This is a genomic window from Curtobacterium sp. GD1, assembly GCF_020882855.1.
GTDB lineage: Bacteria > Actinomycetota > Actinomycetes > Actinomycetales > Microbacteriaceae > Curtobacterium.
Window position 1 is genome coordinate 1 of sequence record NZ_JAFEVQ010000019.1, and the last position, 26443, is coordinate 26443.

A 26443-nucleotide genomic window follows, 5' to 3' on the forward strand; every position below is an offset into this window, starting at 1 on the left:
GCGGCTGACGCTGCACCCGGCCCCGGCCCCGGCCCCGGGTGCAGCGTCAGCCGCCGTCATGCTGCTCAGCGGCCGTCGCCGTCGGGGTCGATGCCCGAGTCGAGCCCCGGCAGGATGCCGTCCTCGACCGCACGGCGGAGGAGGTCGACCTTCGTCGGTGCCGGTCGACCGACCTCGACGTACTTCACACGGATGCGGTCGAGGTACTCGCGGGCGGTGGAGTACCCGATGCCGAGCTGCTGCGCGGCGAGCTTGAGCGGCAGGCCCGAGGCGTAGAGGTGCAGGATCTCGCGTTCGCGGCGGCCGAGCTGCGCCTTCGCGAAGTCCCGGTCGGCGTCGATCGCGCTGGCCCACTCGAGGTTGTTGAGCACGTCCCCGCGGGCGACGGTGGCGACGGCGGCCATCACGGTCTTCGTCGCCGAGGACTTCGGGATGACGCCGGCCGCCCCTGCGGCCAGTGCCTCGCGGACGTTCGCGACGCGGTCGGCGATCGAGTGCACGAGCACGGCGGAACCGGTGCCCTGCACACCCTTCACGTTCGCGGTCACGGTCGAGCCGTCGCCGAGGGACAGGTCGAGGACGACGACGTCGACCTCACGCCCACCGAGGTTCTCGATGTACTCGGGCACGCTCGCGGCGGTCAGCACCACCTCGAACCCCTCGTTCTGGCAGGCTGCCTGGATCCCGAGCCGCACGGACTCGTGGTCGTCGACGATCGCGACACGGACGGGCTTGGTCGCCAGTCCGGTCGTTCCGGTTGTGGTCGTGTCTGTTGCCACGGTGGCCTCTCTGGTCGATGCGCTCCCCGGCCCCTGAAACCGGTTCGCCATCAACGACCAAGGATACCCAGGTCGGACTCAGGCAGCGGCGCGACGCGGTCGTGACACGGCCGGTCGTCGTGCGCTCGGACACGCGTCGCGCAAATCGGCCAGGTCGGCGCGGCGCCCGCGCGACCGCCGTCGAGCGCGCGCCCGCCGCCCTGGAGGCGACCCGCGATCGACGTCAGGCGACGGGCACCAGGCGCGCCACGGCCTCGAGGTGGTGGGTGTGCGGGAAGAGGTCGAAGGCGCGCAGTGCCTCCAGGCGGTACCCGAGGTCCGCGAACGTCGCGACGTCGCGCGCCAACGCGACCGGGTCGCAGGCGACGTAGACGACCTGCGCCGGCTGGAGGGCCGCGATCTGCACGACGACCTCGCGGCCGGCACCCGAACGCGGCGGGTCGAGCACGATCGTCCCGGCGCGGTGGCGCTGCCGCTCGCCGGCGGACAGGGTCGAGACGGTGCGCTGCAGCCAGCGGTCGACGCGGCCGGTCTCGGCGCGGGCGCCGATCCACTCGGACAGGTTCTCCTGCGCGTGCTCGGTCGCACGCTCCGAGCTCTCGACGCTGGTGAGCTTGGCGCGCGGCCCGACGAGGTCGCCGAGCGCGGCGCCGAGCAGGCCGACACCGCCGTAGAGGTCGAGGTGCTGCCCCTCGGGGTCGAGCCGGTCGCGGTCGACGAGGTCCTGCACGGCCGCGGTCAGCACGGCCGGAGCCGCACGGTGGACCTGCCAGAAGCCGTTGTCGTCGACCGAGAACGAACGCTCCCCCACGACCTCGGTCACGACGGTCGGCTTCTGCTCGTCGATCACGAGTCGCGCGCCCTCGGAGCCGCTCGGCGCGAGGACGTCGACCACGGACGCGCCGGGCATCGCGCCGCGGCCGAGCGGTGCGCTCTCCTGCACGACCCGGCTCGCGAGCGGGAGGGACGCGACGGGCACGACGGTGTGCGACCGGGCCGCGAAGGGGCCGGCGGTGCCGTCCTCGTCGACGTGCAGGCGGACGCGGGTGCGCCAGCCGGTGCCGTTCGACTCGTCGTCGCCGGGGGCTGCCTCGACCACGACGTCGTGGCCGAGCACGGCAGCGAGGTCCGCGCGGGCGAAGCGCGCGAAGGAGTCGACGAGGACGTCGTGCTTCAGCGTGCGCTGGTGGCCGAGGGCGATGTGCCCGAACTCGGCACCGCCGGCGCGGACGGCCGGGTCGCGGTCGAGGGCGGCCTCGGGCCAGACGTGGTCGACGCGGTGTTCGCTCGGCGTCCCGACCGACACGGTGTCGGCACGCCAGAACGACTTCTTCCGGTCCTCGGTCACGCGGGCGGTCACCCGTTCGCCGGGGATCGCGTCCGACACGAACACCACCCGCCCCTCGTGCCGTGCCACCGAGATGCCGCCGTGGGCGATCCCGGTGACGTCGAGGTCGAGCAGCGTTCCGACGGATTCACCCATGGTTCGATGTTCCCATGCGTCTGTACCTCGCGAGTACCTCCCCCGCCCGCCGCGCACTCCTCGCCCAGACCGGGATCGAGCCGGTGCTCGTCGCGCCGGGGGTCGACGAGGACGCCGCGGTCGCCGCGGCCGCCACGTCGCTCGGCCGGGACCTGACCGGACCGGAGCTGGTGGCGATGCTCGCGGTCGCCAAGGCCTCGGCCGTCGCGGACGCCCCGGTCGACGGCTCCGCGGTCGACGGCTTCGTGTTCGGCGGGGACTCCGCGTTCGAGGTCGACGGCGTGCTGTACGGCAAGCCCCACGACCCGGAGGTCGCGCGGGACCGGTGGCGGCAGATGCTCGCCGCCGGCGGCGGCACGCTCTGGAGCGGGCACTGCGTCGTGGACCGGCGCCAGGCCGCGGACGCACCCGACGCCCTGGACGCACCCGACGTCCTGGACGCACCCGATCCGGGGCCTGGAGGCGCGGGTCGGGCCGGCACCGTGCCTCCCGTCCGTACCGTGGACGCGTCGGGCGGCGGGCCGCTCGGCGCTGCTGCCTTCGTCGCGGGCGTCGCGCCCGGCGGGTCGGCGATGGTCGCCGACGGCGACCAGGTGGTGGCGGTCGACAGCGCCGTGCTCACCTTCGCCGACGACATGTCGCCCGCGGAGATCGACGCGTACGTCGCCACCGGCGAACCGCTCGAGGTCGCCGGGGCGTTCACCATCGACGGTCGGGCCGCCGCGTACATCACCCGGATCGACGGCGCACCGTCCGCCGTGGTCGGGCTCTCGCTCCCGGTGCTGCGCGCGATGCTGCTGCGGGGGTTCGGCATCGCGTGGCACGACCTCTGGGCACTGTAGACATCCACACTTCTTCGCGCCTGTTCTTTGTGGGTGCCAGTCAATTCGCGCCCCTGCCGCACGAATACGCTGACTTACCATGCCCCGTATCAGCAAGGTCCTCATCGCGAACCGCGGCGAGATCGCCGTCCGCATCATCCGCGCGGCCCGCGACGCAGGCAAGGCATCGGTCGCGGTCTACGCCGACCAGGACCGTGACGCCCTCCACGCACGCCTCGCCGACGAGGCATACGCGCTGAACGGCACCACGAGCGCCGACACCTACCTCGTCATCGACAAGATCATCTCGGTCGCCCGACGCTCCGGCGCCGACGCCGTGCACCCGGGTTACGGGTTCCTCGCCGAGAACGCCGACTTCGCCCGCGCCGTCATCGACGCCGGGCTGACCTGGATCGGCCCCTCGCCGGAGTCGATCGAGCGCCTCGGCGACAAGGTCTCCGCGCGGCACGTCGCCGAGAAGGTCGGCGCGCCGCTCGCGCCCGGCACGATCGAGCCCGTGCAGGACGTCTCCGAGGTCTTCGACTTCGTCGACCAGGTCGGGCTGCCCGTCGCGATCAAGGCGGCGTTCGGCGGTGGCGGCCGTGGTCTCAAGGTCGTCCGCTCGCGCGACCAGGTGGAAGAGCTCTTCGAGTCGGCGACGCGCGAGGCCATCGCGGCGTTCGGCCGCGGCGAGTGCTTCGTCGAGAAGTACCTCGACAAGCCGCGCCACGTCGAGACGCAGTGCCTCGCCGACGAGCACGGCAACGTGGTCATCGTCTCGACGCGCGACTGCTCGCTGCAGCGTCGGCACCAGAAGCTCGTCGAGGAAGCGCCCGCGCCGTACCTGACGGCGTCGCAGGAGGAACGGCTGTACGAGTCGTCGAAGGCGATCCTGCGCGAGGTCGGCTACGTCGGTGCCGGCACGTGCGAGTTCCTCATCGGCGCCGACGGCACCGTCTCGTTCCTCGAGGTGAACACCCGCCTGCAGGTCGAACACTGCGTCTCCGAAGAGGTCACCGGCATCGACCTCGTCCGCGAGCAGTTCCGCATCGCCGAGGGCGGCGTGCTCGACTACTCCGACCCGGTCGCGCGGGGGCACTCGTTCGAGTTCCGCATCAACGGCGAGGACCCGGGTCGCAACTTCTTCCCGGCGCCGGGCCCCGTGCACGCGTTCCACGCGCCGTCCGGCCCCGGTGTCCGCGTCGACTCCGGCGTCGTCTCGGGCGACGTCGTCTCCGGCTCGTTCGACTCCATGCTCGCGAAGCTCATCGTCACCGGAGCCACGCGCGCCGAGGCGCTCGAGCGGTCGCGTCGTGCCCTCGCCGAGTTCGAGGTCACCGGCCTGCCGACCGTGCTGCCGTTCCACCGTGCGGTCGTGTCGGACCCGGCGTTCGCGACGCCCGACGAGACCCCGTTCAGCATCTACACGCAGTGGATCGAGACCGACTTCGTCAACGAGATCCCGGCGTGGAGCGGCTCCCCCGAGGAGCTCCCCGCACCGGCAGCCCGCGAGAGCGTGGTCGTCGAGGTGCAGGGCAAGCGCATCGAGGTCACCATGCCGTCGATCGTCGCCGGTGGCGCCGCCGGTGCTGCCGGTCGTCGTCCGGCCGGGCCGTCCGCTCCGCCGAAGCGCCGGTCGTCCGGGGTCCGTGGCGGCCTGGCGTCGTCCGGCTCCGTGACGTCCCCGATGCAGGCCACCGTGGTGAAGCTCGCGGTCGCCGAGGGTGACACCGTGGTGAAGGGCGACCTGCTCGTCGTGCTCGAGGCCATGAAGATGGAGCAGCCCGTCGCTGCCCCGCGTGACGGTGTCGTCACGGGGCTGAACGCCCCCGTCGGCCAGACGATCTCGTCCGGCCACGTGCTGCTCGAGCTCGCGTAGGCGGCTGCGCCGCGCGCGCGGTGCGCGCGCCGCTGCGCTTCGCACAACCAAAGTCCCTTCGAACCGCGCATCGGCGCAGTTCGAAGGGACTTTGGTTGTGCGCAGACACCCCGAGCCTCCATCGCCGTCACCGCAGCAGCGTGAACGAGCGCGGCGTCGTCGGGACTCCCACCCCCTGGAGCAGCGCTCGGAGCGCCTCAGCATCGTGCGCCTCCGGCCAGCCGAACCGCCCGACGGCTCGCACGTCCCGATGCCGACGGAGTCGATCCTCCCGTCGCTTCTCCGACACGACCACGTCGGCCGCGGTCGTACCGGCTGCTCGGAGAGCAGGGTCCACGTACTTCGCCTTGCCGTCGAACTCCAGGATCACGCCCTGGTCGGGGAACCAGAAGTCCACGCGCCCGATGAAGCCGTCTGCATCGCGGAACTCCTGTTGCAGCACGGCGCGAGGAGCGCCCACCTCGTCGAGCGCCACGCGCCCGACGGACTCCCCCGGTGAGCCACTCGCCGCATCGGCCAGCTCGATCGCCGTGATCGCACGATGCCGCCCGTGCACGGCGTTCCGGGCGTCGACCTCTGCCCGGATGTCCGCTCGGGCTGCGCCCCGCCGCAGGGCAGAGTCCAGTGCCGGCACGGAGATGCGGAGATCGTAGGAGATCGCGAGGTCGGCCGCCGTGCTCACGAGGTCGGTGAGCAGACGGTTCTTCGCCACCATCGTCTGGGTCCGGAACGTCCGGCCGGCACCAGGTCGCTTCCGGACGTGTGCGAGACCCTGCGACGTCGTCCGTCGGGGATCGAGCACGTCGACGGTCTCGGGGAACTCTCCGACCCACGGGAGGCCGTGCAACGCGGCCGCCGACGCGTGCGACACGACGAGTCGCGGAGCGAGCCGATCGTGCACCGCTTTGATCCGCGCGATGTGCCGTTCACCAGGCGTCGCGCGCCGCCACTCCCCGGCGTCGACGAACCGGCCGGGGACGAGCCGTACGAGGTCCCCTGCGTCGGCAGCGCGCTGGAGCGCTCGTCCCCTGCGGCCGGAGGGGTGGGCGGCGCCGCCGTGGATGATCGTGAGTCGTGCCATCGAACGAGGATCCCGCTCGACCGCTGCGAACGGTCGTCTGCGCCCCGCTTCTGTGGACCGCACGGCGATCCCGGGGTCCTGTGGAGGACGGCGTCGTTCGCCTCTGCACAACGAAAGTCGCTCCGAACCGCGGGGAACCCCGGTTCGAAGCGACTTTCGTTGTGCGGCGGGCCAGCGCCGCCGCCAGCGCCGCCGGCGCCGGCGCGCCTACGACACCAGGGGGCGGATGTCGGCGGCGAGGGCGTCGACGAGCGACTGCGCCTCGGCGGGGCTCTCCGCGACGGTGTCGATGTAGACCTTCACCTTCGGCTCGGTCCCGCTCGGGCGGACGATCACGCGGGCGTCACCCGTCAGGTCGTAGCGGAGGATGTCCGACGGCGGGAAGCCCTCGACACCCCCGGCGTAGTCCGTCACCGACAGCACCGACAGCCCGCCGAGCGTCGTCGGCGGCGTCGACCGCAGGGACGCCATGATCGAACCGATGCGGGACAGGTCGTCCACCCGGGTCGCCACCTGCCCGGACGCGAACGCCCCGAACTCGGCCGCGAAGGCGTCGAGCTGCCCGGCGATCGACGACCCCGAGGAGGCCAGGTCCGCGGCGAGGGACAGCAGGGACAGCGCCGCCGAGATGCCGTCCTTGTCACGGACGACCTCCGGGTCGACCAGGTAGCCGAGCGCTTCCTCGTACCCGAACAGCAGCCCGGGGACGCGGGAGACCCACTTGAAGCCGGTGAGGGTGTCGCGGTACTCCAGCCCGTGCCGCGACGCGACCCGTGCGAGCGCCGGCGAGGACACGATCGACGCCGCGAGCGTTCCCTGCACACCGTCGTCGGACGCCCGGGCGGCAGCGCGCCACCCGAGGAGCCAGCCGACCTCGTTGCCCGAGAGCCTGCGGAAGGAACCGTCGCCGTCCGGGATCGCCAGCGCCAAACGATCGGCGTCCGGGTCGTTCGCGATGACGAGGTCCGCACCGACAGCGACCCCGCGGGCGATCGACAGGTCCATCGCCCCCGGTTCCTCGGGGTTCGGGAACGACACCGTCGGGAACGCCCCGTCCGGCTCGATCTGCTCGGGCACGGTCACCGGCACGGCGAACCCGGCCGCCTCGAACACCGCGCGGGCGGTCTCCCACCCGACGCCGTGCATGGCCGTGTAGACGACCTTCGGCTGCGCGTCCGGAGCGAGCCCGGGCGCTGCCACCGTCGCCGCAGTGGCGGACACGTAGGCGTCGAGCAGCGCGGACGTAGCGACGGTGTAGTCGGTGGCACGGGGCAGGTCGGCGATCGAGCCCGCGGCGACGGCGTCGATCGCGGCGGCGATGTCGGCGTCGACGGGCGGGACGATCTGCGACCCCTCGTCGTCCTCGCCGAGGTAGACCTTGTAGCCGTTGTCCCGCGGCGGGTTGTGGCTCGCGGTCACCATCACCCCGGCACCGACGTCGAGGTGCCGCACGGCGAAGGCCAGCACGGGCGTGGGGAGCGCCGACGGCAGCAGGGTGACCTCGAGCCCGAGGCCGCGCATGACCTCGGCGGAGTCGCGGGCGAAGACGTCCGAGTTCACCCGGCCGTCGTACCCGATGACGACGCTGCGTCGACGACCGGTGTCGATGAGGAAGCGCGCGAGTCCCGCGGCGGCCTGGGTCACGACGACCCGGTTCATCCGGAGCGGTCCGTACCCGAGCTCGGCGCGGAGGCCTGCGGTGCCGAACGCCAGGCGCCCGGTGAACCGCGCGGCGAGGTCCTGCACGGCGGGACCGTCGCCGGTCGCCGCCGCGTCGATCGCCGCATCGAGCGAGGAACGGGTCTCGGGGTCCGGGTCCTGCGCGCTCCAGGAACGAGCAGCAGCGAGCACCCCGTCGACGTCGAGCTTCACGACGCGGAGCCCAGCGCGGTCACCACGCGGGCGAGCAGGTCGGCGATCACCGGCTCGGCCTCGCGCCCGGCCTCGAGCACCTCGGCGTGCGACAGCGGCGTCTTCTGGATGCCGGCGGCGAGGTTCGTGATGAGCGAGAAGCCGAGGACCTCCATGCCGGCCTGCCGCGCCGCGATGGCCTCGAGCGCGGTGGACATGCCGACGATGTGCCCGCCGATGGTCTTCGCCATCTGGACCTCGGCCGGCGTCTCGTAGTGCGGACCGCGGAACTGGGTGTAGACGCCCTCGTCGAGCGAGGGGTCCACGCCGCGAGCGACCGACCGGAGCCGCGCCGAGTACAGGTCGGTGAGGTCGACGAACGTCGCGCCCTCGAGCGGGCTGTCCGCGGTGAGGTTGATGTGGTCGCTGATGAGGACGGGCGTGCCGGGCGTCCAGTGCTCCTTGATGCCCCCGGCCCCGTTCGTCAGGACCATGATCGAGGCGCCGGTCGCCGCCGCGGTCCGGACGCTGTGCACGACCCGACGGACCCCGTGGCCCTCGTAGTAGTGCGTGCGCGCCCCGATGACCAGCGCGTGCCGGCCGTCAGTGAGACGGATCGAGCGGACCGTACCGGAGTGTCCGGGGACGGCCGAGGCGCTGAAGCCGGGGACCTCGGACGCGGGGATCTCGGACACGGTCTCGCCGATGAGGTCCGCGGCCTTCCCCCACCCGGACCCGAGGGTCAGGGCGATGTCGTGGCGCTCGATGCCGGACTTCGAGGCGATGACCTCGGCGGCGTCACGCGCGACCTCGAACGGGTCGGCGGCGGGGTCGTTCAGCGGGTTCTCCGTGCTCATGCCCCAACTCTAGAGGCCACGGAACCGGCGTCAGTGTTCGCCGAGCGCCCGGTCCACCGCGGCCGTGATCTCGGCCTGGTCGAAGTGGTTCCGGATCACGATGACCTCGGCGTAGGTGGACCCGATCGCCTCGACGAACTCCTGGCTGGTGAGGATCACGTTCGCGTCGTCGGACACCTTCTGCACGGACGCGACGTCGGCCGCCACGACGGACGCGGTCAGCCCGAGCGCCGCGAGGGCCTTCTCGGCGTTCACCTTGAGGATCGCGCTGGAACCGATGCCCGCGCCGCAGATGGTGACGATCTTCATGCCGTGACCCCCATGATCGCGCGGACCTCGTCCGCGGTGGCGGCATCGGCGATCCGACCGGTCACCGAGGCGTCGTTGAACAGGTTCGCGATCTCCCCGATCGACTCGAGGTGGGTGCCGACCCCGGCGACCGCGAGCCCGAGCACCACACGCACGGGGTCGTTGTGCGGGTGCCCGAACGAGACCGGCGCGTCGAGCGTCACGACGGACAGCCCGTCACGCAGCACGGCGGGCCCCGGCCGGGCGTGCGCGAACGCCAGCCCGGGCGAGATGACGATGTACGGCCCGTGTTCCTCGACCAGGCCGATCATGGCGTCGGTGTACGGCTCGGTGGCCGCTCCCGACGACACGAGGGCACCGCCAGCCAGCCGGAGCGCGTCGCGCCACGAGGACGCGGTCGCCCCGAGCACGACGGCGGAGTCCGGCAGCGGCGGCAGTGGCATGCGTCAGGCCTCCTGGTGGCCGGCCGTGATGGTGGCGATGATCTCTTCGCGGTCCTCGAGCGGCAGGAACGAGCCGAGCGCCGCGTTGATCTGGAACGCCGCGAGGTCGTCGAGGTCGTAGCCGAACGTGCCCGCGAGCAGCGCGAGCTCCTTCGAGAGCGAGGTGTCGCTCATCAGGCGGTTGTCGGTGTTCACCGTGACCCGGAAGCCGAGCTGGTAGAGCACGTCGAAGGGGTGGTCGGCGAGGTCGTCGCCCCACGCCGCGACGGCCCCGGTCTGCAGGTTCGACGACGGCGAGACCTCGAGCGGGATCTCACGGTCGCGCACCCACGAGGCGACCTCGCCGAGGGAGGCGAGCGTCGAGCCGTCACCGGCGTCGGACAGGACGACGTCCTCGAAGATGCGCACGCCGTGGCCGAGGCGCAGCGCTCGCCCGTCGACGAGCGCGGAGCGGATCGAGGCGAGCCCGTCGGCCTCGCCCGCGTGCACCGTCACGGGGAAGAGCTCGGACGCGAGGTAGTCGAACGCCGCACGGTGGTTCGAGGGCGGGAACCCGGCCTCGGCACCGGCGATGTCGAACCCGACGACGCCGTTGTCACGGTGCCGGACGGCGAGCTCGGCGATCTCGAGTGCACGGTCCGCGTGGCGCATCGCGGTGACGAGCTGCCCGACGCGGATGCTCCCGCCGGCGGCGTCGACCGCTTCCTCGATGCCGGCCTGCACGGCCTCGACCGCCTGGTCGAGCGTGAGCCCGCCCTGCAGGTGCTGCTCGGGCGCCCAGCGGACCTCGCCGTAGACGACACCGTCGGCGACCAGGTCCTCGACGAACTCCTTCGCGATGCGGTGCAGCTGCGGCGCCGTCTGCATCACCGAGATCGTGACGTCGAAGGTCTTCAGGTACTCGACGAGCGAGCCGGAGTTCGACTGGTCGGCGAACCACTGCCCGAGCTCGGCCGGGTCGGTGGTCGGCAGGGTGACGCCCGCGGCACCGGCGAGCTCGACGATCGTCGCCGGGCGCAGGCCACCGTCGAGGTGGTCGTGCAGCGAGACCTTCGGCAGGTCGTTGATGACCGCTCCGGCGTCGGGCAGGCGGTAGGTCGTGGCGTCGGAGCTCATGCACCCAGGCTATCGGTGGTCACCGACCCCGCGCAGGCACCTGTGCACAACAGACGACGGGACCCACTGGAGGCTCTCCACAGCCGGGCAGGCAGCCGCAGCCCGGCCGGTGGCCGGTCCCACGGCCGGGGTTCAGCCAGCGATGCGCTCGCGCACGATCGGCCCACGCAGAGGCGCCTCGGTGCCGATCGACCACGCACCCTCGAGCGACTCGAGCGCCCGCGGGATCCTCGACGCGTCGTCGGTGTGCAGCGTCCAGAGCGGCTGCCCCGCGGCGACGGTGTCACCGGGCTTGACGTGCAGCTCGATGCCCGCCCCGGCCTGCACCGGGTCCTGCGCGCGCGCACGGCCGGCACCCAGGCGCCAGGCCGAGACGCCGAACGGCAGGGCGTCCTGCTGCGCGAGCACGCCCGACGACGGCGCGGTGACGACGTGCTGCTCGCGGGCGACCGGCAACGCGGCTGCGGGGTCCCCGCCCTGCGCCTGGATCATCCGCCGCCAGGTGTCCATCGCTCGGCCGTCGGCCAGTGCGGCGGCAGGGTCGGCGTCCGGCAGCCCGGCCAGCGTGAGCATCTCGGTCGCCAGCGCCACGGTCAGCGCGACGACGTCGGCTGGACCCCCGCCCGCCAACACCTCGACCGACTCCCGCACCTCGAGCGCGTTGCCGATCGTCAGCCCGAGCGGGACCTCCATGTCGGTCAGCAGCGCCGAGGTCTTCACCCCGGCGTCGTTCCCGAGGTCGACCATGGTCTGCGCGAGCTCGCGCGACGCCTCGTACGAGGGCATGAACGCCCCCGACCCGAACTTCACGTCGAGCACGAGCGCACCCGTGCCCTCGGCGATCTTCTTCGACATGATGCTCGACGCGATGAGCGGGATGCTCTCGACGGTGCCGGTGATGTCCCGCAGGGCGTAGAGCTTCTTGTCGGCCGGCGCCAGGCCGGTACCGGCGGCGCAGATGACCGCGCCCACGTCGGTCAGCACCTCGAGGAGACGGTCGTTCGACAGCGCCGCCTGCCACCCGGGGATCGACTCGAGCTTGTCGAGCGTCCCGCCGGTGTGCCCGAGCCCGCGGCCCGACAGCTGGGGCACCGCGACCCCGAACGACGCCACGAGGGGCGCCAAGGGCAGCGTGATCTTGTCGCCGACGCCACCGGTCGAGTGCTTGTCGACCGTCGTCTTGCCGAGCGACGAGAACGACATCCGCTCCCCCGACGCGATCATCGCGAGCGTGAGGTCCTTGATCTCGCGCCGCTCCATCCCGTTCAGGAAGATCGCCATCGCCATCGCCGCCATCTGCGGGTCCTCGACGTAGCCGCGCGTGTAGGCGTCGACGAGCCAGTCGACCTCGGCGGTGCTCAGGGCGGCCCCGGAGCGCTTGGTGCGGATGAGGTCGACGGTGTCGAACGGCTCGACGGCCATGTGGATCAGTGCTCCTGCTGGTAGGTGGCGAGGGTCCGCGGCCCGAAGGCGTCCGGCAGGACCTCGTCGATGGTGCGGATGCCGGAGACGGTCTCGAGCAGCATGCCCTCGGTGGAGTGCTCGAAGAGCAGCTGGCGGCACCGGCCGCACGGCATCAGGGTCGCGCCGTCGCCGTCGACGCACGTGAACGCCACGAGCTTGCCGCCGCCGGTCATGTGCAGCTGCGAGACGAGCGAGCACTCCGCGCAGAGCGTCACCCCGTAGGACGCGTTCTCGACGTTGCAGCCGGACACGATCCGGCCGTCGTCGGTGAGCGCCGCGGCGCCCACCGGGAACGACGAGTACGGCGCGTAGGCGTGCCCCATCGCGGCCGTCGCGGCGGTCCGCAGGGCGGTCCAGTCCACGTCGGACGGGAGGCGCGGCTCGGCCCCCGTCCCGTCGGCGGCGGTCCGGCCGCCGCGCCCGTCAAGGGCCGTGGCCGGGTCCGCCCAGGCGGTCGCGTCGGTGGACGCGATCTGGTCGTCGCCCGCAGCGTGCGTGTCGGTCATGTGCCGTGCCTCCTGGCCGTCAGCTCTTGATGTACGGCTTGCCGGCCGCCGCGGGACCGCGCACCTGCCCGACCAGGCCGGCGACCGCGAGGATCGTCACCACGTACGGGAGCATGAGCAGGAACTCGCTCGGGACGGGCGAACCCTGGACGACGCTGAGCGCGTTCTGCAGGTTGGACGCGAACCCGAACAGCAGGGCCGCGAGCATCGCGCGGATCGGGTCCCAGCGACCGAAGATCACGGCGGCGAGCGCGATGTAGCCCGCGCCGGCGGTCATGTCCTTCGTGAAGCCGCCGACTGCGTCGAGCGTGAAGTACGCACCGCCGAGACCGGCGATGGCGCCTGCGAGCGAGACGTTCCAGAACCTGGTGCGGTTCACGTTGATGCCGACCGTGTCCGCGGCCTGCGGATGCTCGCCGACGGAACGGAGGCGCAGGCCCCACCGGGTCTTGAAGAGCCCGAACGTGACCACCGCCACCGCCACGTACGCCAGGTACACCACGACGGTCTGTTCGAAGAAGATCGGGCCGATGATCGGGATCTGGTGCAGCAGCGGGATCTCGAGCTTCGGGAAGCGCAGGCCCACGTTGAGCGTCGACGCGTTCGGCGAGAGCACCTGCGAGTACAGGAAGCCGGTCAGCCCGGAGACGAAGGCGTTGATGACGACACCGACGATCACCTGGTCGACGAGGTACTTGATGCTGAACGCCGCGAGGATGAACGACACCAGGACACCGGCGACGACGGCACCGACGAGGCCGGCCCACGGTGTACCCGTGACCGACGCGACGAGCGCCGAGGTGAACGCACCGGCGAGGAACTGGCCCTCGATGGCGATGTTCACGACGCCGACACGCTCCGAGATCACGCCGCCGAGGGCGCCGAACACGAGCGGGACGCTCAGACCGAGCGCGCCCACGAGCATGCCCGGAATCGTGATCGAGTCACCCGCGACGGCCCAGGCGAGGAAGCCCACGACGAACACGATCGCGAACAGCGCGGTCACCCAGAGGCGGACCCGACGGAACGCGCGCGTCTCGACGACCGCGTAGACGGTGGCGAGTGCGAGGAGCACGATGACGACGACGCCCGTAGCCGTGGACGGCAGTGGAAGGTTCGGCAGAGCGAAGAAGTCACCCTTGGAGGACAGGCGGAACGTGGCCGTGCCCGGTCGGTGTGCGACGCCGAAGAGCAGCAGCGCGATCACGGTGAAGACGCCGTACCCGATCGCGGCCTTCCAGCTGCGGGTCGTCTCGAGGCCGCGGCCTTGCGCGGGGAGCGCGGGGACCGCGGTGGGGGTCATGGTGCTCACGCGGCGACCGCCTTCTTGCTCTGCTTGTTGCGGGTTCGGCGACGAGCACCCGGCTGCGGGATCCGGAAGATCGCGCGGACGAGCGGCGGTGCCGCGATGAAGAGGACGATGAGGGCCTGGATGACGCCCACGATGTCGATCGGGATGCCGTTCGCGGCCTGCATGGCGTAGCCGCCGTTCTTCAGGACGCCGAACAGGATCGCGGCCCAGAACACGCCCCACGGCTTCGACCGGCCGAGCAGCGCCACGGTGATGGCGTCGAACCCGATGCCGGCGTCGATGCCGGAGGTGAACCCGGTCGTGACCGCGCCCTGTACCTGGTACGCGCCGGCGATGCCGACGAGGGCACCGGAGATGACGAGGACCCAGATGGTCAGGGACGGCACGCTCATGCCGGCCACGCGGGCGGCACGCGGGTTCTCACCGATGGTGCGGAAGCGGAAGCCGAGCGAGGACTTGTTCACGAGCCACCACACGACGACGACCGCGATGATCGCCACGACGAAGCCGAGGTCCACGCCGTAGCGCACCCCGAACAGCGGCGGGAGCACCGCGCTGTCCTTCGTCGCGGGCGAGATCGGGTTCGGGCTGCCCGGCGCCTGCAGCAGGCCCGGCGTGCGGAGCAGGTAGCTCACGAGGTACAGCGCGACGTAGTTGAGCATGATCGTGAGGACGACCTCGTTGGCACCCGTCCGTGCCTTGAGGACGCCGACGATCCCGGCCCACACCGCACCGCCGACGATGCCGGCGATGATCGTGAGCGGGATGTGGATCGCCGCGGGGCCGTCGAACGAGAAGCCGACCCAGCCGGCCGCCGCGGCGCCCATCAGGATCTGGCCCTGGCCGCCGATGTTGAACAGGCCGGCGCGGAACGACAGCGCGATGCCGAGACCGGCCGCGATGAGCGGCACGGCGTAGTCGATCGAGCGGGTCAGCGGGACGATGGCCTGCTGGAAGCTCGACGCGCCGAAGTTGACGACGGACCCCTCGAACAACGACGCGTACGCGCCGCCGACCGCGGTGCCGATCGCCCGGAAGGTGTCGGCCGGACGGGCGAAGAAGTACCCGGCGGCCGAGCGGACGTTCTCGTCGGTGATGGCGATCAGGATGCCGCACGCGACGAGGGCGAGCACGACGGCGAGGACCGTGACGAGCGCGGAGCCGTTGACGATGCCCTGCAGTGCGGCCTGCCAGCGGTCGCCGCCCTGGCGTCGCTCGGTGTCCTCGGCGGAGTCCGTCATGAGGTGCGGGGTGGACTCGACGTCCTGCAGGCGGTCGTCGGTCAGCGGTGCGTCCGGCTGCGTGTCGGCCGTCGGCTGGGCATCCGGCTGCGTGTTGTCTGGCGTGTTGCTCACGCTGCCAGCTCCGTTCCGGTCGTGGTGGGCTCTGTGAGTTCCCCGGCCATCATGCGACCTGTTCCGTTCCTTCTGGGAGTTCCCCGGCCATCATCAGGCCGAGGACGTCGCGCGGGGTGTCCGCGGGGACGATGCCGACGATCCCGCCGCGGTACATCACGGCGATCCGGTCGGCGAGCGCCACGACCTCGTCGAGCTCCGTGGAGACGACGATGACCGGGACACCGGTGTCGCGGGTGGCGACGATGCGCTTGTGCACGAACTCGATCGACCCGACGTCGATGCCGCGGGTCGGCTGCGCCGCGACGAAGAGGCGCAGGTCGCGGCTCAGCTCGCGGGCGAGGACGATCTTCTGCTGGTTGCCGCCGGACAGCCGGCCGGCCGCGGTGGTGCGGCTCGGCGTGCGGATGTCGAACTCGGCGATCTTCTCGTCGGCGAACGCGTCGCGCTCCGCCGACCGGATCGTGCCGGCGCGGACGAACTCGGCGTGGTCGGCCCGGTCGAGCATGAGGTTCTCGGCGATGGTGAACTCGCCGACGAGCCCGTCTTCCTTCCGGTCCTCCGGGACGAAGCCGACGCCGGCGTCGAGGATCTGCTTGACGGTGCGGCCGGTGAGCTCGCGCCCGTCGAGCGTGACGTGGCCGGCGTGCACCGGCTCGAGGCCGAGGATCGCCTCGGTCAGCTCGGTCTGCCCGTTGCCCTGCACCCCGGCGATGGCGAGCACCTCGCCGCGCCGGACCGTGAACGAGACGTCGTCGACGAGGACGATGCCGGACGGGTCGGTGACGGTCAGCCCGTCGACGACGAGGGCGTCCTCACCACCGGTCGCTGGTGCCTTGTCGACGACGAGGGAGACGGCACGGCCGACCATGAGCGCCGCGAGCTCGTTGTTCGTCGCGGTGGGCGATGCCTCGCCGACGACCTTGCCGAGGCGGATCACGGTGATGCGGTCGGCGACCTCGCGGACCTCGCGCAGCTTGTGGGTGATGAACACGATCGCGGTGCCGGCTGCACGGAGCTGGCGCATGATGCCCATCAGCTCGTCGGTCTCCTGCGGGGTGAGGACGGCCGTCGGCTCGTCGAACACCAGGACCGAGGCGTCGCGGGACAGCGCCTTGATGATCTCGACCCGCTGCTGGACGCCGACGGGGAGGTCCTCGACCTTGGCGTCCGGGTCGACGTCGAACCCGAAGCGCTCGGAGATCTCCCGCACGCGCTTGCGGGCGCCGGCGAGGTCGAGCCGGCCGCCGAACGCGGTCTGCTCCTGGCCGAGCATGACGTTCTCGGCGACGGTGAAGACGGGGACGAGCATGAAGTGCTGGTGCACCATGCCGATGCCGGAACGCATGGCGTCACCGGGTCCGTCGAAGTCCTGGACGACGTCGTCGAGGAGGATCTCGCCCTCGTCCGCCTGGTACAGGCCGTACAGGACGTTCATCAGGGTCGACTTGCCGGCGCCGTTCTCCCCGAGGAGACAGTGGACCTCACCGGGCTCGACGGTGAGCGAGATGTGGTCGTTGGCGACGAGGGGGCCGAACCGCTTCGTGATGCCGCGGAGTTCGAGCTTCATGTTCTCTGGGTCTGTTTCTGTGATCGACGCACGGAAACGCGGGCGAGGGAGGTTCCCCCGCCCGCGTTCACCGGACTACTTGACGGTCGCCTTGGTCTCGACCTTGATCGAGCCGTCGATGATGCCCGACTTGATGGTGTCGAGCTCCTTCTCGAGGCCGCTGTCGACCTTGTCGGCGTAGTCGTGGAACGGCGCGATGCCGACGCCGTCGTTCTTCAGCGTGCCGACGTACGGCTCGTTGGAGTACTTCTTGTCGGCGGCCTGCTCGACGACGTCCTTGACGGCGGGGCGCATGCCCTTCTCGACGGACGTGAACGCGATGTCCTTGTAGCGCGGGTCGGCCTCGTAGAGGTCGCTGTCCGCACCGATCAGCACGGAGCCGTTGTTCGCGTCCTTGATGGCCTCGGCAGCCGACTGGTAGATCGGGCCACCGACGGGCAGGATCACGTCGGCGTCCTGGTCGATCAGGGTCTGCGCGACGGCCTTGGCCTGCGTGCCGGCCTCGAAGCCGCCCGTGAAGGAGCCCTTCTGGCTGTCGACGTCCCAGCCGACGACCTTGACGTCCTTCGACTTCTGCTCGTTGTAGTACTTCACGCCGTCCGCGAAGCCGTCCATGAAGATGGTGACGGTCGGGATCTGCATGCCACCGAAGGTGCCGACGACGCCGCTCTTCGAGTACGAGGCGGCCGCGTAGCCGGCGAGGAACGCCGCCTGCGAGGTGTCGAAGGTGATCGGCTTGACGTTCTTCGCGTCGATCGAGTTGTCGTCGATGATCGCGAAGTCGGTGTCGGGGTTCGCCGCGGCCTGCTTCTTCGTGGCGTCGGCGAGGTTGAAGCCGACGGTGACGATGAGGTTGCAGTTCTGGCCGATGAGCTGCTCGATGTTCGAGTCGTAGACGGTGGCGTCCTTGGACTCGGCCGACTTGTAGGTGGCACCGAGGTCGGACGCGGCGTCCTTCATGCCCTCGAACCCGAGCTGGTTGAACGACTTGTCGTCGAAGCCACCGGCGTCGGAGACCATGCAGGGGCGGAAGCTGGTCTTGTTGTCGCCGGACGCGGTGTCGGACGGGGCGGCCGAGCAACCGGCGAGGACGGCGACGGTACCGGCGAGCGCGAGGGAGCTCAGCAGGACCTGACGGGTACGAGATGTCACGGGTGGGTTCCTCCGGGGAGCGTGCCCGGACCACGTGCGTTCCGGGCGATCGTGGCGACAGTACACGACCGCCCGGCCGGTACAGAACGCCCCTGAGGGACTCCTGGGATCAGTTACGGGATCGCGACCGCGCCGAAACGCGCCCGTAACGCGAAGTCACGGTTCTGCCCCCAGTTCGGGGGACGTCAAGCGCTTTTCGTGATGGAGCGCTACAGGACGTCACCGCGGCCGCTGATCTTCAGTGCATCCACCACACCCTTGACGCGCTGCGCGTTCGCACTGGTGGTCACGAGCAGGGCGTCGGGGGTGTCCACGACGACGATGTCCTCGACGCCGATGAGCGAGATGAGCCGCTGGCTGTGCGAGACGACGATGCCGCTCGACGAGTCCGCGAGGATGCGAGCGCCGTCCCCGAGCACCGCGAGGTTGTTCGCGCGGCCGCCGGACTGCAGCTTCGCGAGCGAGGCGAAGTCGCCGACGTCGTCCCAGTCGAAGTCGCCGGGGATGACCGCCATGCGCCCAGCGGCGGCGGCGGGCTCGGCGACCGTGTAGTCGATGGCGATCTTCTCGAGGTTCGGCCACACCGCGTCCACGACGGCACCACGTGCCGAGGTGTCCCACGCGTCGGCGAGCTCCTCGATGCCGGCGAGCAGCTCGGGCTTCGTCCGGCCGATCTCGGCGAGCAGCACGTCGGCGCGGGCGATGAACATGCCCGCGTTCCAGAGGTAGGTGCCCTGCTCGACGTACGAGCGCGCGGTGTCGAGGTCGGGCTTCTCGACGAAGGAGCGCACCGCGTGGGCGGTCGGGGCGCCCTCGATGCCGATCGGGTCGTCGTGCGCGTGGATGTAGCCGAAGCCGATCGCCGGCTCGGTGGGCGTGATGCCGATCGTCGTGATGTAGCCGGCGCGTGCGGCGACGACCGCTTCGCGGACCGACCGGCGGAAGCCCCGGGCGTCACCGATGACGTGGTCGGCCGCGAAGGAGCCGATGACGACGTCCGGCTCGCGGCGGCGCAGGATCGCCGCGGCGAGGCCGATGGCCGCCGTGGAGTCCTTCGGCTCGCTCTCGAGCACGACGTTGTGGTCCTCGACGCCGGGGAGCTGCGACTCGACGGCGACGCGGTGCGCGCGGCCGGTGACGACCATGATCCGCTGCTCGCCGGCCAGGGGCGCGAGACGGTCCCACGTCTGCCGGAGCAGCGAGGTGCCGGACCCGGTCAGGTCGTGCAGGAACTTGGGCGCGTCGGCACGCGACAACGGCCAGAGCCGCGATCCGATGCCCCCGGCGGGGATGATCGCGTAGAAGTCCTCGAGTGCGTCTGCCACGTGCTCACCGTACCGGTGCGGCCGGGCGCGACCTGGGTGGTTCCCGCACGCTTCCCGCACGCACGCGGTGCGGGAGTCCGCACACGGCCACCGCAGCCGGCCCGCCGGTCGTGCGCCGCGCCTCCAGTCCGATCGTCCACCACGCGCGGACGCGACCGTTCACCACCCGCCGACGCGGCTGTTCACCGCCTGCGTGCCGGGCGTTCACGTCGACGGCCCCGCGGGGACACGCCGCGCGCGGAGCATGGACACCGCCATGAACGCACGCAGCGTGGAGCGCGGCACGTCCCAACGGACCGTCGCCGTCGTGACCGAGAGCTTCCTGCCCACCCTCAACGGCGTCACCACCAGCGTCCTCGCGGTGCTGGACCACCTGGAACGCCGCGGTCACCGCGCGGTCGTCATCGCGCCGGACACCCCCGGCATCGCGCAGTTCCGCTCGCGGACCGCGGTGGAGCGGTACCGCTCCTTCGACGTGCACCGGGTCCCGGCCGTGGCCTACCGCCAGTTCCCGGTCGCGCTCCCCCACCCGGTGCTCGACACGATCCTCGCCGCCTCCGGCGCCGACGTGCTCCACGCCGCGAGTCCGTTCCTGCTGGGTGGGCGCGCGATCACGGCGGCCGGGAGGCTCGGCATCCCCTCCGTCGCCGTCTTCCAGACCGACGTGGCCGGGTTCGCCCGCCGCAACGGCCTGACCGCGACCGTCCCGTTGGTGCGGAAGATCCTCGGACGCATCCACGCCGGCGCCTCGCTGACGCTCGCGCCGTCGAGCGCGACCGCGGCGATGCTCGCCGAGGACGGCGTCCCCCGCGTCGCGCGCTGGGGCCGCGGCGTGGACACCGAGCTGTTCCACCCCGCGCGCCGCTCGTCGGCGCACGTGCGGGCGCTCCGGCGGCGGATCGCCCCGCGCGGCGAGACCATCGTCGGGTACGTCGGGCGGCTCGCGCCCGAGAAGGAGGTCGAGCGGCTCGCGGAGCTCGGCGGCATCCCCGGGATCCGGATCGTGGTCGCGGGCGGTGGTCCCTCCCGGGCCGCGCTCGAACGGCGCCTCCGCCACCTGGACGTCACGTTCACCGGCCCGCTCCGCGGGGACGCGCTCGCGGACGCCTACGCGGCCCTGGACCTGTTCGTCCACACGGGACCGGCGGAGACCTTCGGCCAGACCCTGCAGGAGGCGCACGCCAGCGGGCTGCCGGTCGTCGCGCCGAGCGCCGGCGGGCCGCTCGACCTCGTCGCGCCGGGACTCGACGGCGAGCTGTACGACCCGGACGAGCCACAGGCCCTGCGTCGAGCCGTCCTCGCCCTGCACCACGACCGCGCCCTGGCCGAGCGGATGGGCTCCGCCGGGCGGCTCCGGGTCGAGGGGACGACGTGGGAGGCGATCGGCGACGAACTGCTCGACCACCACGACACGGCCCGCACGATCGGCGCGCCGCCCGCCACGACGCGGGGTGCCCGGACCGGTTGGCACGAGAAGGTCAGCGCACGCGCATAGGATGGGTCGTGTTCCACACGAACACGAACGGCAAGGGCTCGCCGATCGGGCGAGCCCGTCCTATGGGAGGACGAGCTCATGGCCGAGCAGACCGCAGGGGGTACGGCGACCGCCGCACCTCGGGTGACGATCGAGGCGCCGCGCGCTTCTCGGACACCGCAGGGGACGCTCTACCGGGGGTCCACCGGCATGTGGTCCTGGGTCCTGCACCGCATCACCGGTGTGGCGATCTACTTCTTCCTGCTCGTGCACATCCTCGACACCGCCCTCGTGCGGCTCTCCCCCGAGGCGTACAACGCGGTCATCGGCACGTACAAGACGCCGATCATGAACCTCGGTGAGATCGCGCTCGTGATGGCCATCGTCTTCCACGCGTTCAACGGGCTCCGGATCATCCTCATCGACTTCTGGTCGAAGGGTCCGAAGTACCAGCGGGCCATGTTCTGGATCGTGATCGTCCTCTGGGCGATCGCCATCGCCGGCTTCCTGCCGCGCCAGCTCATGAACCTCGTCGCGGACTTCAACTAGGGGGCATCCGGATGACCACGCAGACCATCGAGCCCCCGCGCTCGGCAGCAGCAGCCCGCCGCTCCACCAACTGGGAGAAGTGGGGCTGGATCTACATGCGCGGCTCGGGCGTCCTGCTCGTCGTGCTGATCTTCGGCCACCTCTTCGTCAACATGGTGGCGGGCGAGGGCGTCAAGCAGATCGACTTCGCGTTCGTCGCCGGCAAGTGGGCGTCGCCGTTCTGGCAGGTGTGGGACTCGCTCATGCTCGTCCTCGCGCTGATCCACGGTTCGAACGGCATGCGGACGATCGTCAACGACTACGTGTCGAAGCCGGGCATCCGCAAGACCCTGCTCGTCGCGATCCTCATCGCCTGCGTCGTGCTCATCGTGCTCGGCCTGCTCGTGTGCTGGACGTTCGACCCGTGCCCCGCCGGCGCAGCCGCCGCGGACCTGCCGTCGTTCTGCCCGGCCCAGTAGCCGCAGCACGCGTCCTCGCCCTCGCCGCCGCACGCCCCTGCCGGCGCGGCACCACTCCTGAAAGGCCCCAGTGACCGAGACCACCGTTCACCACCACCAGTTCGACATCGTCATCATCGGCGCGGGCGGTGCCGGCATGCGTGCCGCCATCGAGGCCGGCCCGAAGGCGAAGACGGCCGTCATCTCGAAGCTGTACCCGACGCGTTCGCACACCGGTGCGGCGCAGGGCGGGATGGCCGCGGCGCTCGCCAACGTCGAAGAGGACTCGTGGGAGTGGCACACCTTCGACACGATCAAGGGCGGCGACTACCTGGTCGACCAGGACGCCGCCGAGATCCTCGCGAAGGAAGCCATCGACGCGGTCATCGACCTCGAGAACATGGGCCTGCCGTTCAACCGCACGCCCGAGGGCAAGATCGACCAGCGGCGCTTCGGCGGTCACACCCGCGACCACGGCAAGTCCCCCGTCCGCCGGGCCTGCTACGCGGCGGACCGCACGGGCCACATGATCCTGCAGACGCTGTTCCAGAACTGCGTGAAGCTCGGCGTGAACTTCTTCAACGAGTTCTACGCGCTCGACCTCATCATGGTCGACGTCGTCGGCGAGGACGGCGTCACCCGCAAGCAGCCCGCCGGTGTCGTGGCGTACGAGCTCGCGACCGGTGACCTCCACGTCTTCCACGCCAAGGCGATGATCTTCGCGACCGGTGGCTTCGGCAAGATGTACAAGACCACCTCGAACGCCCACACCCTGACCGGCGACGGCGTCGGCATCGTCTGGCGCACGGGCCTCCCGCTCGAGGACATGGAGTTCTTCCAGTTCCACCCGACCGGGCTCGCCGGCCTCGGCATCCTCCTCACCGAGGGCGCCCGCGGCGAGGGCGCGATCCTCCGCAACGCCTCGGGCGAGCGGTTCATGGAGCGCTACGCCCCCACCATCAAGGACCTCGCCCCGCGTGACATCGTCGCCCGGTGCATGGTGCAAGAGGTCGCCGAGGGCCGTGGCGCCGGGCCGAACAAGGACTACGTGCTGCTCGACTGCACGCACCTCGGGGCCGAGGTGCTCGAGACCAAGCTCCCCGACATCACCGAGTTCGCGCGCACCTACCTCGGTGTCGACCCGGTCGTCGAACCGGTGCCCGTCATGCCGACGGCGCACTACGCGATGGGCGGCATCCCGACCAACACCGACGCCGAGGTCCTGTACGACAACACCACGGTCGTCCCCGGGCTCTACGCCGCCGGCGAGTGCGCCTGCGTGTCCGTCCACGGTTCGAACCGCCTCGGCACCAACTCGCTGCTCGACATCAACGTCTTCGGCAAGCGCTCGGGCAACAACGCGGCCGAGTGGGTCAAGACCGCCGAGTTCCTCCCCCTGCCCGACGACCCGGCCGCCGGCGTCCGCGACATGCTCGCGCAGCTCCGTGCCTCGACCGGCACCGAGCGCATCGCCGTGCTCCGCAAGGAACTGCAGGACGAGATGGACAAGAACGCGCAGGTGTTCCGCACCGACGAGTCGCTCGCCCGCGTCACCGAGACCATCCACACGCTCCGGAACCGCTTCCTGCAGGTCTCCGTGCAGGACAAGGGCAAGCGGTTCAACACCGACCTGCTCGAGGCCGTCGAGCTCGGGTTCCTGCTCGACCTCGCCGAGGTCGTCGTGTACTCCGCCCGGAACCGCAAGGAGTCCCGCGGCGGCCACATGCGCGACGACTACCCGAAGCGCGACGACGAGAACTACATGCAGCACACCATGGCGTACCTGACGGGCGACCCGCACTCGTCACTCGCCGACGACCACATCACCCTCGACTGGAAGCCAGTCGTCGTGACGCGGTACCAGCCGATGGAGAGGAAGTACTGAGATGACCGACACCCTGGTCTCCGACGCACCCCGCACCGACACCGTGCAGGACGCCCCTCCCGGATCGTTCCCGGTGACGCTCATCATCCGCCGCTTCGACCCGGACGTCGACGACGAGCCGCGCTGGCAGGACTTCGACGTCATGATGCTGCCGACCGACCGCATCCTCGACGCGCTCCACAAGATCAAGTGGGACCAGGACGGCTCCCTGACCTTCCGGCGCTCCTGCGCGCACGGCGTCTGCGGCTCCGACGCGATGCGCATCAACGGGCGCAACCGGCTGGCGTGCAAGACGCTGATCAAGGACCTCGACGTGTCGAAGCCGATCTACGTCGAGGCGATCAAGGGTCTGCCGCTCGAGAAGGACCTCGTCGTCGACATGGAGCCGTTCTTCAAGTCCTTCCGTGAGGTCCAGCCCTTCCTGCAGCCCGCGACCGCCCCCACCCCGGGCAAGGAGCGCATCCAGTCGGTGGCCGACCGTGCGCGCTTCGACGACACCACGAAGTGCATCCTCTGCGCCGCGTGCACGTCGTCCTGCCCGGTGTTCTGGACGGACGGCCAGTACTTCGGCCCCGCCGCCATCGTGAACGCGCACCGGTTCATCTTCGACTCGCGCGACGACGCGGCCGACGTCCGGCTCGACATCCTCAACGACAAGGAGGGCGTGTGGCGCTGCCGCACGACCTTCAACTGCACCGACGCGTGCCCGCGCGGCATCCAGGTCACGAAGGCGATCTCCGAGGTCAAGCAGGCCGTCATGCGGGGCCGGGCCTGACGACGTCGCCGGGACGGGGCCGACGCTCGGCTCCGTCCAAGGCACGTCAGGGGCACCACCGATAGGCTCCGCTCCATGACCTTCGCGGACACCCGCCCCATCCTCGACCAGCTCGGCTACACGATCCGCTACGTGCAGCTCCCCGGAGAGACCCTGCACGAGCCCCCGGTCGAGGGCGCGCTGCGAGTCGTCGCGGTCGAGGGCACGGGCGACTTCGCGCTCGAGGTCGTCGACTACGGCACCGCGCGGCGTCTCGCGACCGCCCGGGGCGAGGCGGACGCGGTCGAGATGCTCCGTCGCTTCCTCAACCGGCCGTTCCCGGCGCCGAAGGACATCCCCCGGTACGAGCTCGACGGGCTCCGCGACCGGGCGGCGTCGACGTACCCGCAGCTCGCACAGCAGGTGGCGCAGGCGGGCGAGCAGGGCCTCACGATCCAGGTGCCGGCCGGCGTGCCGGTGGACCGCGTCGGTGGCCCGGACGGCTACCTGCTGCACCCGCTCGACACCCCGCTGCCGCAGCGCTCACTGCCGCCGCACGTCGCGGCGGCGCCCGAGACGCACCGCTACCTGGTCGAACGGCCGTTCCTGGTGACGGTCCGGTTCGTCCAGCCCTGGTTCGACCAGCCCGGAGGCGCGTTGCGCTTCCAGACGGCGGATCCGTCCGTCACGGTGCGCGACCTGGTCGTGGACGGTTCGCTCTCGCGGCTCCGGGTGGTCTGACCCGCGCCCCGACCGCAACACGACGAAGCGGCCCGCCCCCTGCCGGGGCGGGCCGCTTCGTCGTGGTGGTCGCGCTACCCGAGGTCGGGGCGGTCGTACTGCGCACCGGCCGGGTTCGACTCGAGGGCACCGAAGACGATCCCGGCGATCCCGACGAACAGCGCGATGAGCCAGAACGGTCCGGCCAGGTTCGCGTCGTGCACCCGGCGCCACCCCAGGGCCAGGCTCGGCACGATCGTCGCGAGCCACCAGAGCCCCCAGACCCCGCCGATCAGCAGCGCGACGACGGGCGGCCCCACGGCGTCGGACCGTGCCACGCCGTACGCGTCGGTCGAGGTGTTCGCCGCGATCCACGAGAACAGCGCGACGAGGTAGGCGCCGAGGAAGACGAGGTTGACCAGCCCGTTGGCGAGCGCCCAGAACCAGAACTCGCTCCGGCTGGCGCGCCCGTCGAACCGCGCGTACTTCTTGAAGAAGCGCGTGGCGGCGTCGAGGAAGCCGATGCCGTACCAGGGTGCCCAGAGCGGGGGCGTGCCGTCCGGCCCGACCGGGATCGGGGGCTGGAGCTGCGCGTACGGCTGGCCGTACGGCGGGAACGTCTGGCCGTACTGCTGGCCGTTCTGCTGCCCGTACGGCGCCGAGGGCTGGCCGTAGGGCGCGGAGGGCTGGCCGTTCGGCTGCCCGGCCGGCGGCTGCTGCCCGTCCGGCTGTCCCCACCCGGGTTCGCCGCTGGTCGTCATCGCGAACCGGTCGGTCGGTCGAACCGGGCGCCCTGCGGGTTCGACGGCAGGAACATCATGATGAACACCGCGACCGTACCGAGGAACGGGATGAGCAGCAGCAGCGCGAAGAGCCCGCTGATGTTCGCGTCGTGGAGGCGTCGCACGATGAGCGCCAGCGTCGGGATGATGAGCGCGAGTCCGACGATCCAGAAGGCCGTCCCGGCGAGCGGGTTGGTCGACATCGTCGAGAAGCCCACGTACGTCGAGGAGGTCGTGGTGGTCGTCGTGCCGGTGGCCGCCGTCAGGATGCCCGTGATGATCGACGCCACCGTGCCGATGATGGCGCTCCAGAGGTACCACCACCAGTACTCGCTGCGGCTCGCGCGGCCGCTGAACGTCGCGTACTTCTTGAAGAAGCGCGAGAACGCCTTGCCGAACGAGATGCCGTACCAGGGCGCCCAGATCGGCGGTTCGCCGCCGGGCCCGGTCGGTGCGGGCTGCTGGCCGTACGGGTTCTGCGGCGGGTACTGGTCGGTCATGGGTCCCCCTCGGGTGTTGGCTGAAGTACGAGTGCGATT

At 71.2% G+C, this 26443-nt stretch carries 25 protein-coding genes; 8 read left to right on the forward strand and 17 right to left on the reverse strand.

Annotated features, from left to right (window positions below; genetic code table 11):
- Positions 1-65 precede the first annotated feature (65 nt).
- Positions 66-830, reverse strand: a complete 765-nt coding sequence (locus JSX79_RS11700) for a response regulator (RefSeq protein WP_374115184.1) — start codon at positions 828-830, stop codon at positions 66-68.
- A 172-nt stretch (positions 831-1002) separates the two neighbouring features.
- Positions 1003-2262: a class I SAM-dependent RNA methyltransferase gene (locus tag JSX79_RS11705; protein ID WP_229086403.1), complete on the reverse strand. Its 1260-nt coding sequence runs from the start codon at positions 2260-2262 to the stop codon at positions 1003-1005.
- A 14-nt stretch (positions 2263-2276) separates the two neighbouring features.
- Here JSX79_RS11705 and JSX79_RS11710 point away from each other — a divergent pair, with 14 nt between their 5' ends.
- Both JSX79_RS11710 and JSX79_RS11715 read left to right on the forward strand, forming a co-directional pair.
- Positions 2277-3104 (forward strand): nucleoside triphosphate pyrophosphatase, encoded by an 828-nt coding sequence (locus tag JSX79_RS11710; RefSeq protein ID WP_229086405.1) that lies wholly within the window; start codon positions 2277-2279, stop codon positions 3102-3104.
- Positions 3105-3183: 79 nt separating this feature from the next.
- On the forward strand, positions 3184-4962 hold the full coding sequence (locus JSX79_RS11715; RefSeq protein WP_070418451.1) for a biotin carboxylase N-terminal domain-containing protein: 1779 nt from the start codon (positions 3184-3186) through the stop codon (positions 4960-4962).
- Positions 4963-5089: 127 nt separating this feature from the next.
- Here JSX79_RS11715 and JSX79_RS11720 read toward each other — a convergent pair whose 3' ends face one another.
- From JSX79_RS11720 to JSX79_RS11780, 13 genes are all read right to left on the reverse strand, one after another.
- Positions 5090-6043 (reverse strand): hypothetical protein, encoded by a 954-nt coding sequence (locus JSX79_RS11720; RefSeq protein ID WP_229086407.1) that lies wholly within the window; start codon positions 6041-6043, stop codon positions 5090-5092.
- Between the two features lie 207 nt (positions 6044-6250).
- Positions 6251-7915: a phospho-sugar mutase gene (locus tag JSX79_RS11725; protein ID WP_229086409.1), complete on the reverse strand. Its 1665-nt coding sequence runs from the start codon at positions 7913-7915 to the stop codon at positions 6251-6253.
- On the reverse strand, positions 7912-8751 hold the full coding sequence (locus JSX79_RS11730) for a purine-nucleoside phosphorylase (protein WP_229086411.1): 840 nt from the start codon (positions 8749-8751) through the stop codon (positions 7912-7914). Before JSX79_RS11730 ends, JSX79_RS11725 begins: the two co-directional genes overlap by 4 nt.
- 30 nt (positions 8752-8781) lie before the next feature.
- The gene (locus JSX79_RS11735; RefSeq protein ID WP_070418447.1) at positions 8782-9060 is read right to left on the reverse strand and encodes a PTS sugar transporter subunit IIB; all 279 of its coding nucleotides are present in this window, start codon (positions 9058-9060) and stop codon (positions 8782-8784) included.
- Positions 9057-9503 (reverse strand): PTS sugar transporter subunit IIA, encoded by a 447-nt coding sequence (locus JSX79_RS11740; protein ID WP_070418446.1) that lies wholly within the window; start codon positions 9501-9503, stop codon positions 9057-9059. Before JSX79_RS11740 ends, JSX79_RS11735 begins: the two co-directional genes overlap by 4 nt.
- Positions 9504-9506: 3 nt before the next feature.
- Entirely contained in the window at positions 9507-10619 is a 1113-nt protein-coding gene (locus JSX79_RS11745) for an adenosine deaminase (RefSeq protein WP_229086413.1), read from the reverse strand.
- A 132-nt stretch (positions 10620-10751) separates the two neighbouring features.
- A complete protein-coding gene (locus JSX79_RS11750) occupies positions 10752-12041 on the reverse strand; it encodes a thymidine phosphorylase (RefSeq protein WP_229086415.1) in 1290 nt (429 codons plus the stop codon).
- Positions 12042-12046: 5 nt separating this feature from the next.
- Entirely contained in the window at positions 12047-12445 is a 399-nt protein-coding gene (locus tag JSX79_RS11755) for a cytidine deaminase (protein WP_070419511.1), read from the reverse strand.
- A gap of 163 nt (positions 12446-12608) precedes the next feature.
- Positions 12609-13892 carry an ABC transporter permease gene (locus tag JSX79_RS11760; protein WP_071295798.1) on the reverse strand — a complete coding sequence of 428 codons (1284 nt, stop codon included), beginning with the start codon at positions 13890-13892 and terminating at the stop codon, positions 12609-12611.
- Positions 13893-13897: 5 nt separating this feature from the next.
- Entirely contained in the window at positions 13898-15256 is a 1359-nt protein-coding gene (locus JSX79_RS11765) for an ABC transporter permease (RefSeq protein ID WP_374475350.1), read from the reverse strand.
- A gap of 49 nt (positions 15257-15305) precedes the next feature.
- Positions 15306-16826 (reverse strand): ABC transporter ATP-binding protein, encoded by a 1521-nt coding sequence (locus tag JSX79_RS11770; protein WP_229086417.1) that lies wholly within the window; start codon positions 16824-16826, stop codon positions 15306-15308.
- 75 nt (positions 16827-16901) lie between these two features.
- A complete protein-coding gene (locus tag JSX79_RS11775) occupies positions 16902-17978 on the reverse strand; it encodes a BMP family protein (RefSeq protein WP_070418441.1) in 1077 nt (358 codons plus the stop codon).
- Between the two features lie 209 nt (positions 17979-18187).
- Positions 18188-19303, reverse strand: coding sequence for a mannose-1-phosphate guanylyltransferase (locus tag JSX79_RS11780; RefSeq protein ID WP_070418440.1), 1116 nt, complete (start codon positions 19301-19303; stop codon positions 18188-18190).
- Positions 19304-19559: 256 nt separating this feature from the next.
- Here JSX79_RS11780 and JSX79_RS11785 point away from each other — a divergent pair, with 256 nt between their 5' ends.
- The 6 genes from JSX79_RS11785 to JSX79_RS11810 all read left to right on the forward strand — a co-directional run bounded on the left by JSX79_RS11785 (position 19560) and on the right by JSX79_RS11810 (position 25143).
- Positions 19560-20798, forward strand: coding sequence for a glycosyltransferase family 1 protein (locus JSX79_RS11785; protein ID WP_229086419.1), 1239 nt, complete (start codon positions 19560-19562; stop codon positions 20796-20798).
- 78 nt (positions 20799-20876) lie between these two features.
- The gene (sdhC, locus tag JSX79_RS11790) at positions 20877-21326 is read left to right on the forward strand and encodes a succinate dehydrogenase, cytochrome b556 subunit (protein ID WP_083295282.1); all 450 of its coding nucleotides are present in this window, start codon (positions 20877-20879) and stop codon (positions 21324-21326) included.
- Between the two features lie 11 nt (positions 21327-21337).
- Positions 21338-21784: a succinate dehydrogenase, hydrophobic membrane anchor protein gene (gene sdhD / locus JSX79_RS11795; RefSeq protein WP_070418438.1), complete on the forward strand. Its 447-nt coding sequence runs from the start codon at positions 21338-21340 to the stop codon at positions 21782-21784.
- Positions 21785-21854: 70 nt separating this feature from the next.
- Entirely contained in the window at positions 21855-23648 is a 1794-nt protein-coding gene (gene sdhA / locus JSX79_RS11800; protein ID WP_071295791.1) for a succinate dehydrogenase flavoprotein subunit, read from the forward strand.
- 1 nt (position 23649) lies between these two features.
- Positions 23650-24423: a succinate dehydrogenase iron-sulfur subunit gene (locus JSX79_RS11805; RefSeq protein WP_071295792.1), complete on the forward strand. Its 774-nt coding sequence runs from the start codon at positions 23650-23652 to the stop codon at positions 24421-24423.
- A gap of 75 nt (positions 24424-24498) precedes the next feature.
- Positions 24499-25143, forward strand: coding sequence for a TNT domain-containing protein (locus tag JSX79_RS11810; RefSeq protein ID WP_229086421.1), 645 nt, complete (start codon positions 24499-24501; stop codon positions 25141-25143).
- 74 nt (positions 25144-25217) lie between these two features.
- On the opposite strand, the gene JSX79_RS11815 is transcribed toward JSX79_RS11810, so the two are convergent.
- Complete coding sequence (locus JSX79_RS11815) at positions 25218-25883, reverse strand: DUF805 domain-containing protein (protein ID WP_267484362.1); 666 nt, start codon at positions 25881-25883, stop codon at positions 25218-25220.
- Positions 25880-26404 carry a DUF805 domain-containing protein gene (locus tag JSX79_RS11820; protein ID WP_229086423.1) on the reverse strand — a complete coding sequence of 175 codons (525 nt, stop codon included), beginning with the start codon at positions 26402-26404 and terminating at the stop codon, positions 25880-25882. Before JSX79_RS11820 ends, JSX79_RS11815 begins: the two co-directional genes overlap by 4 nt.
- Between the last annotated feature and the right edge of the window lie 39 nt (positions 26405-26443).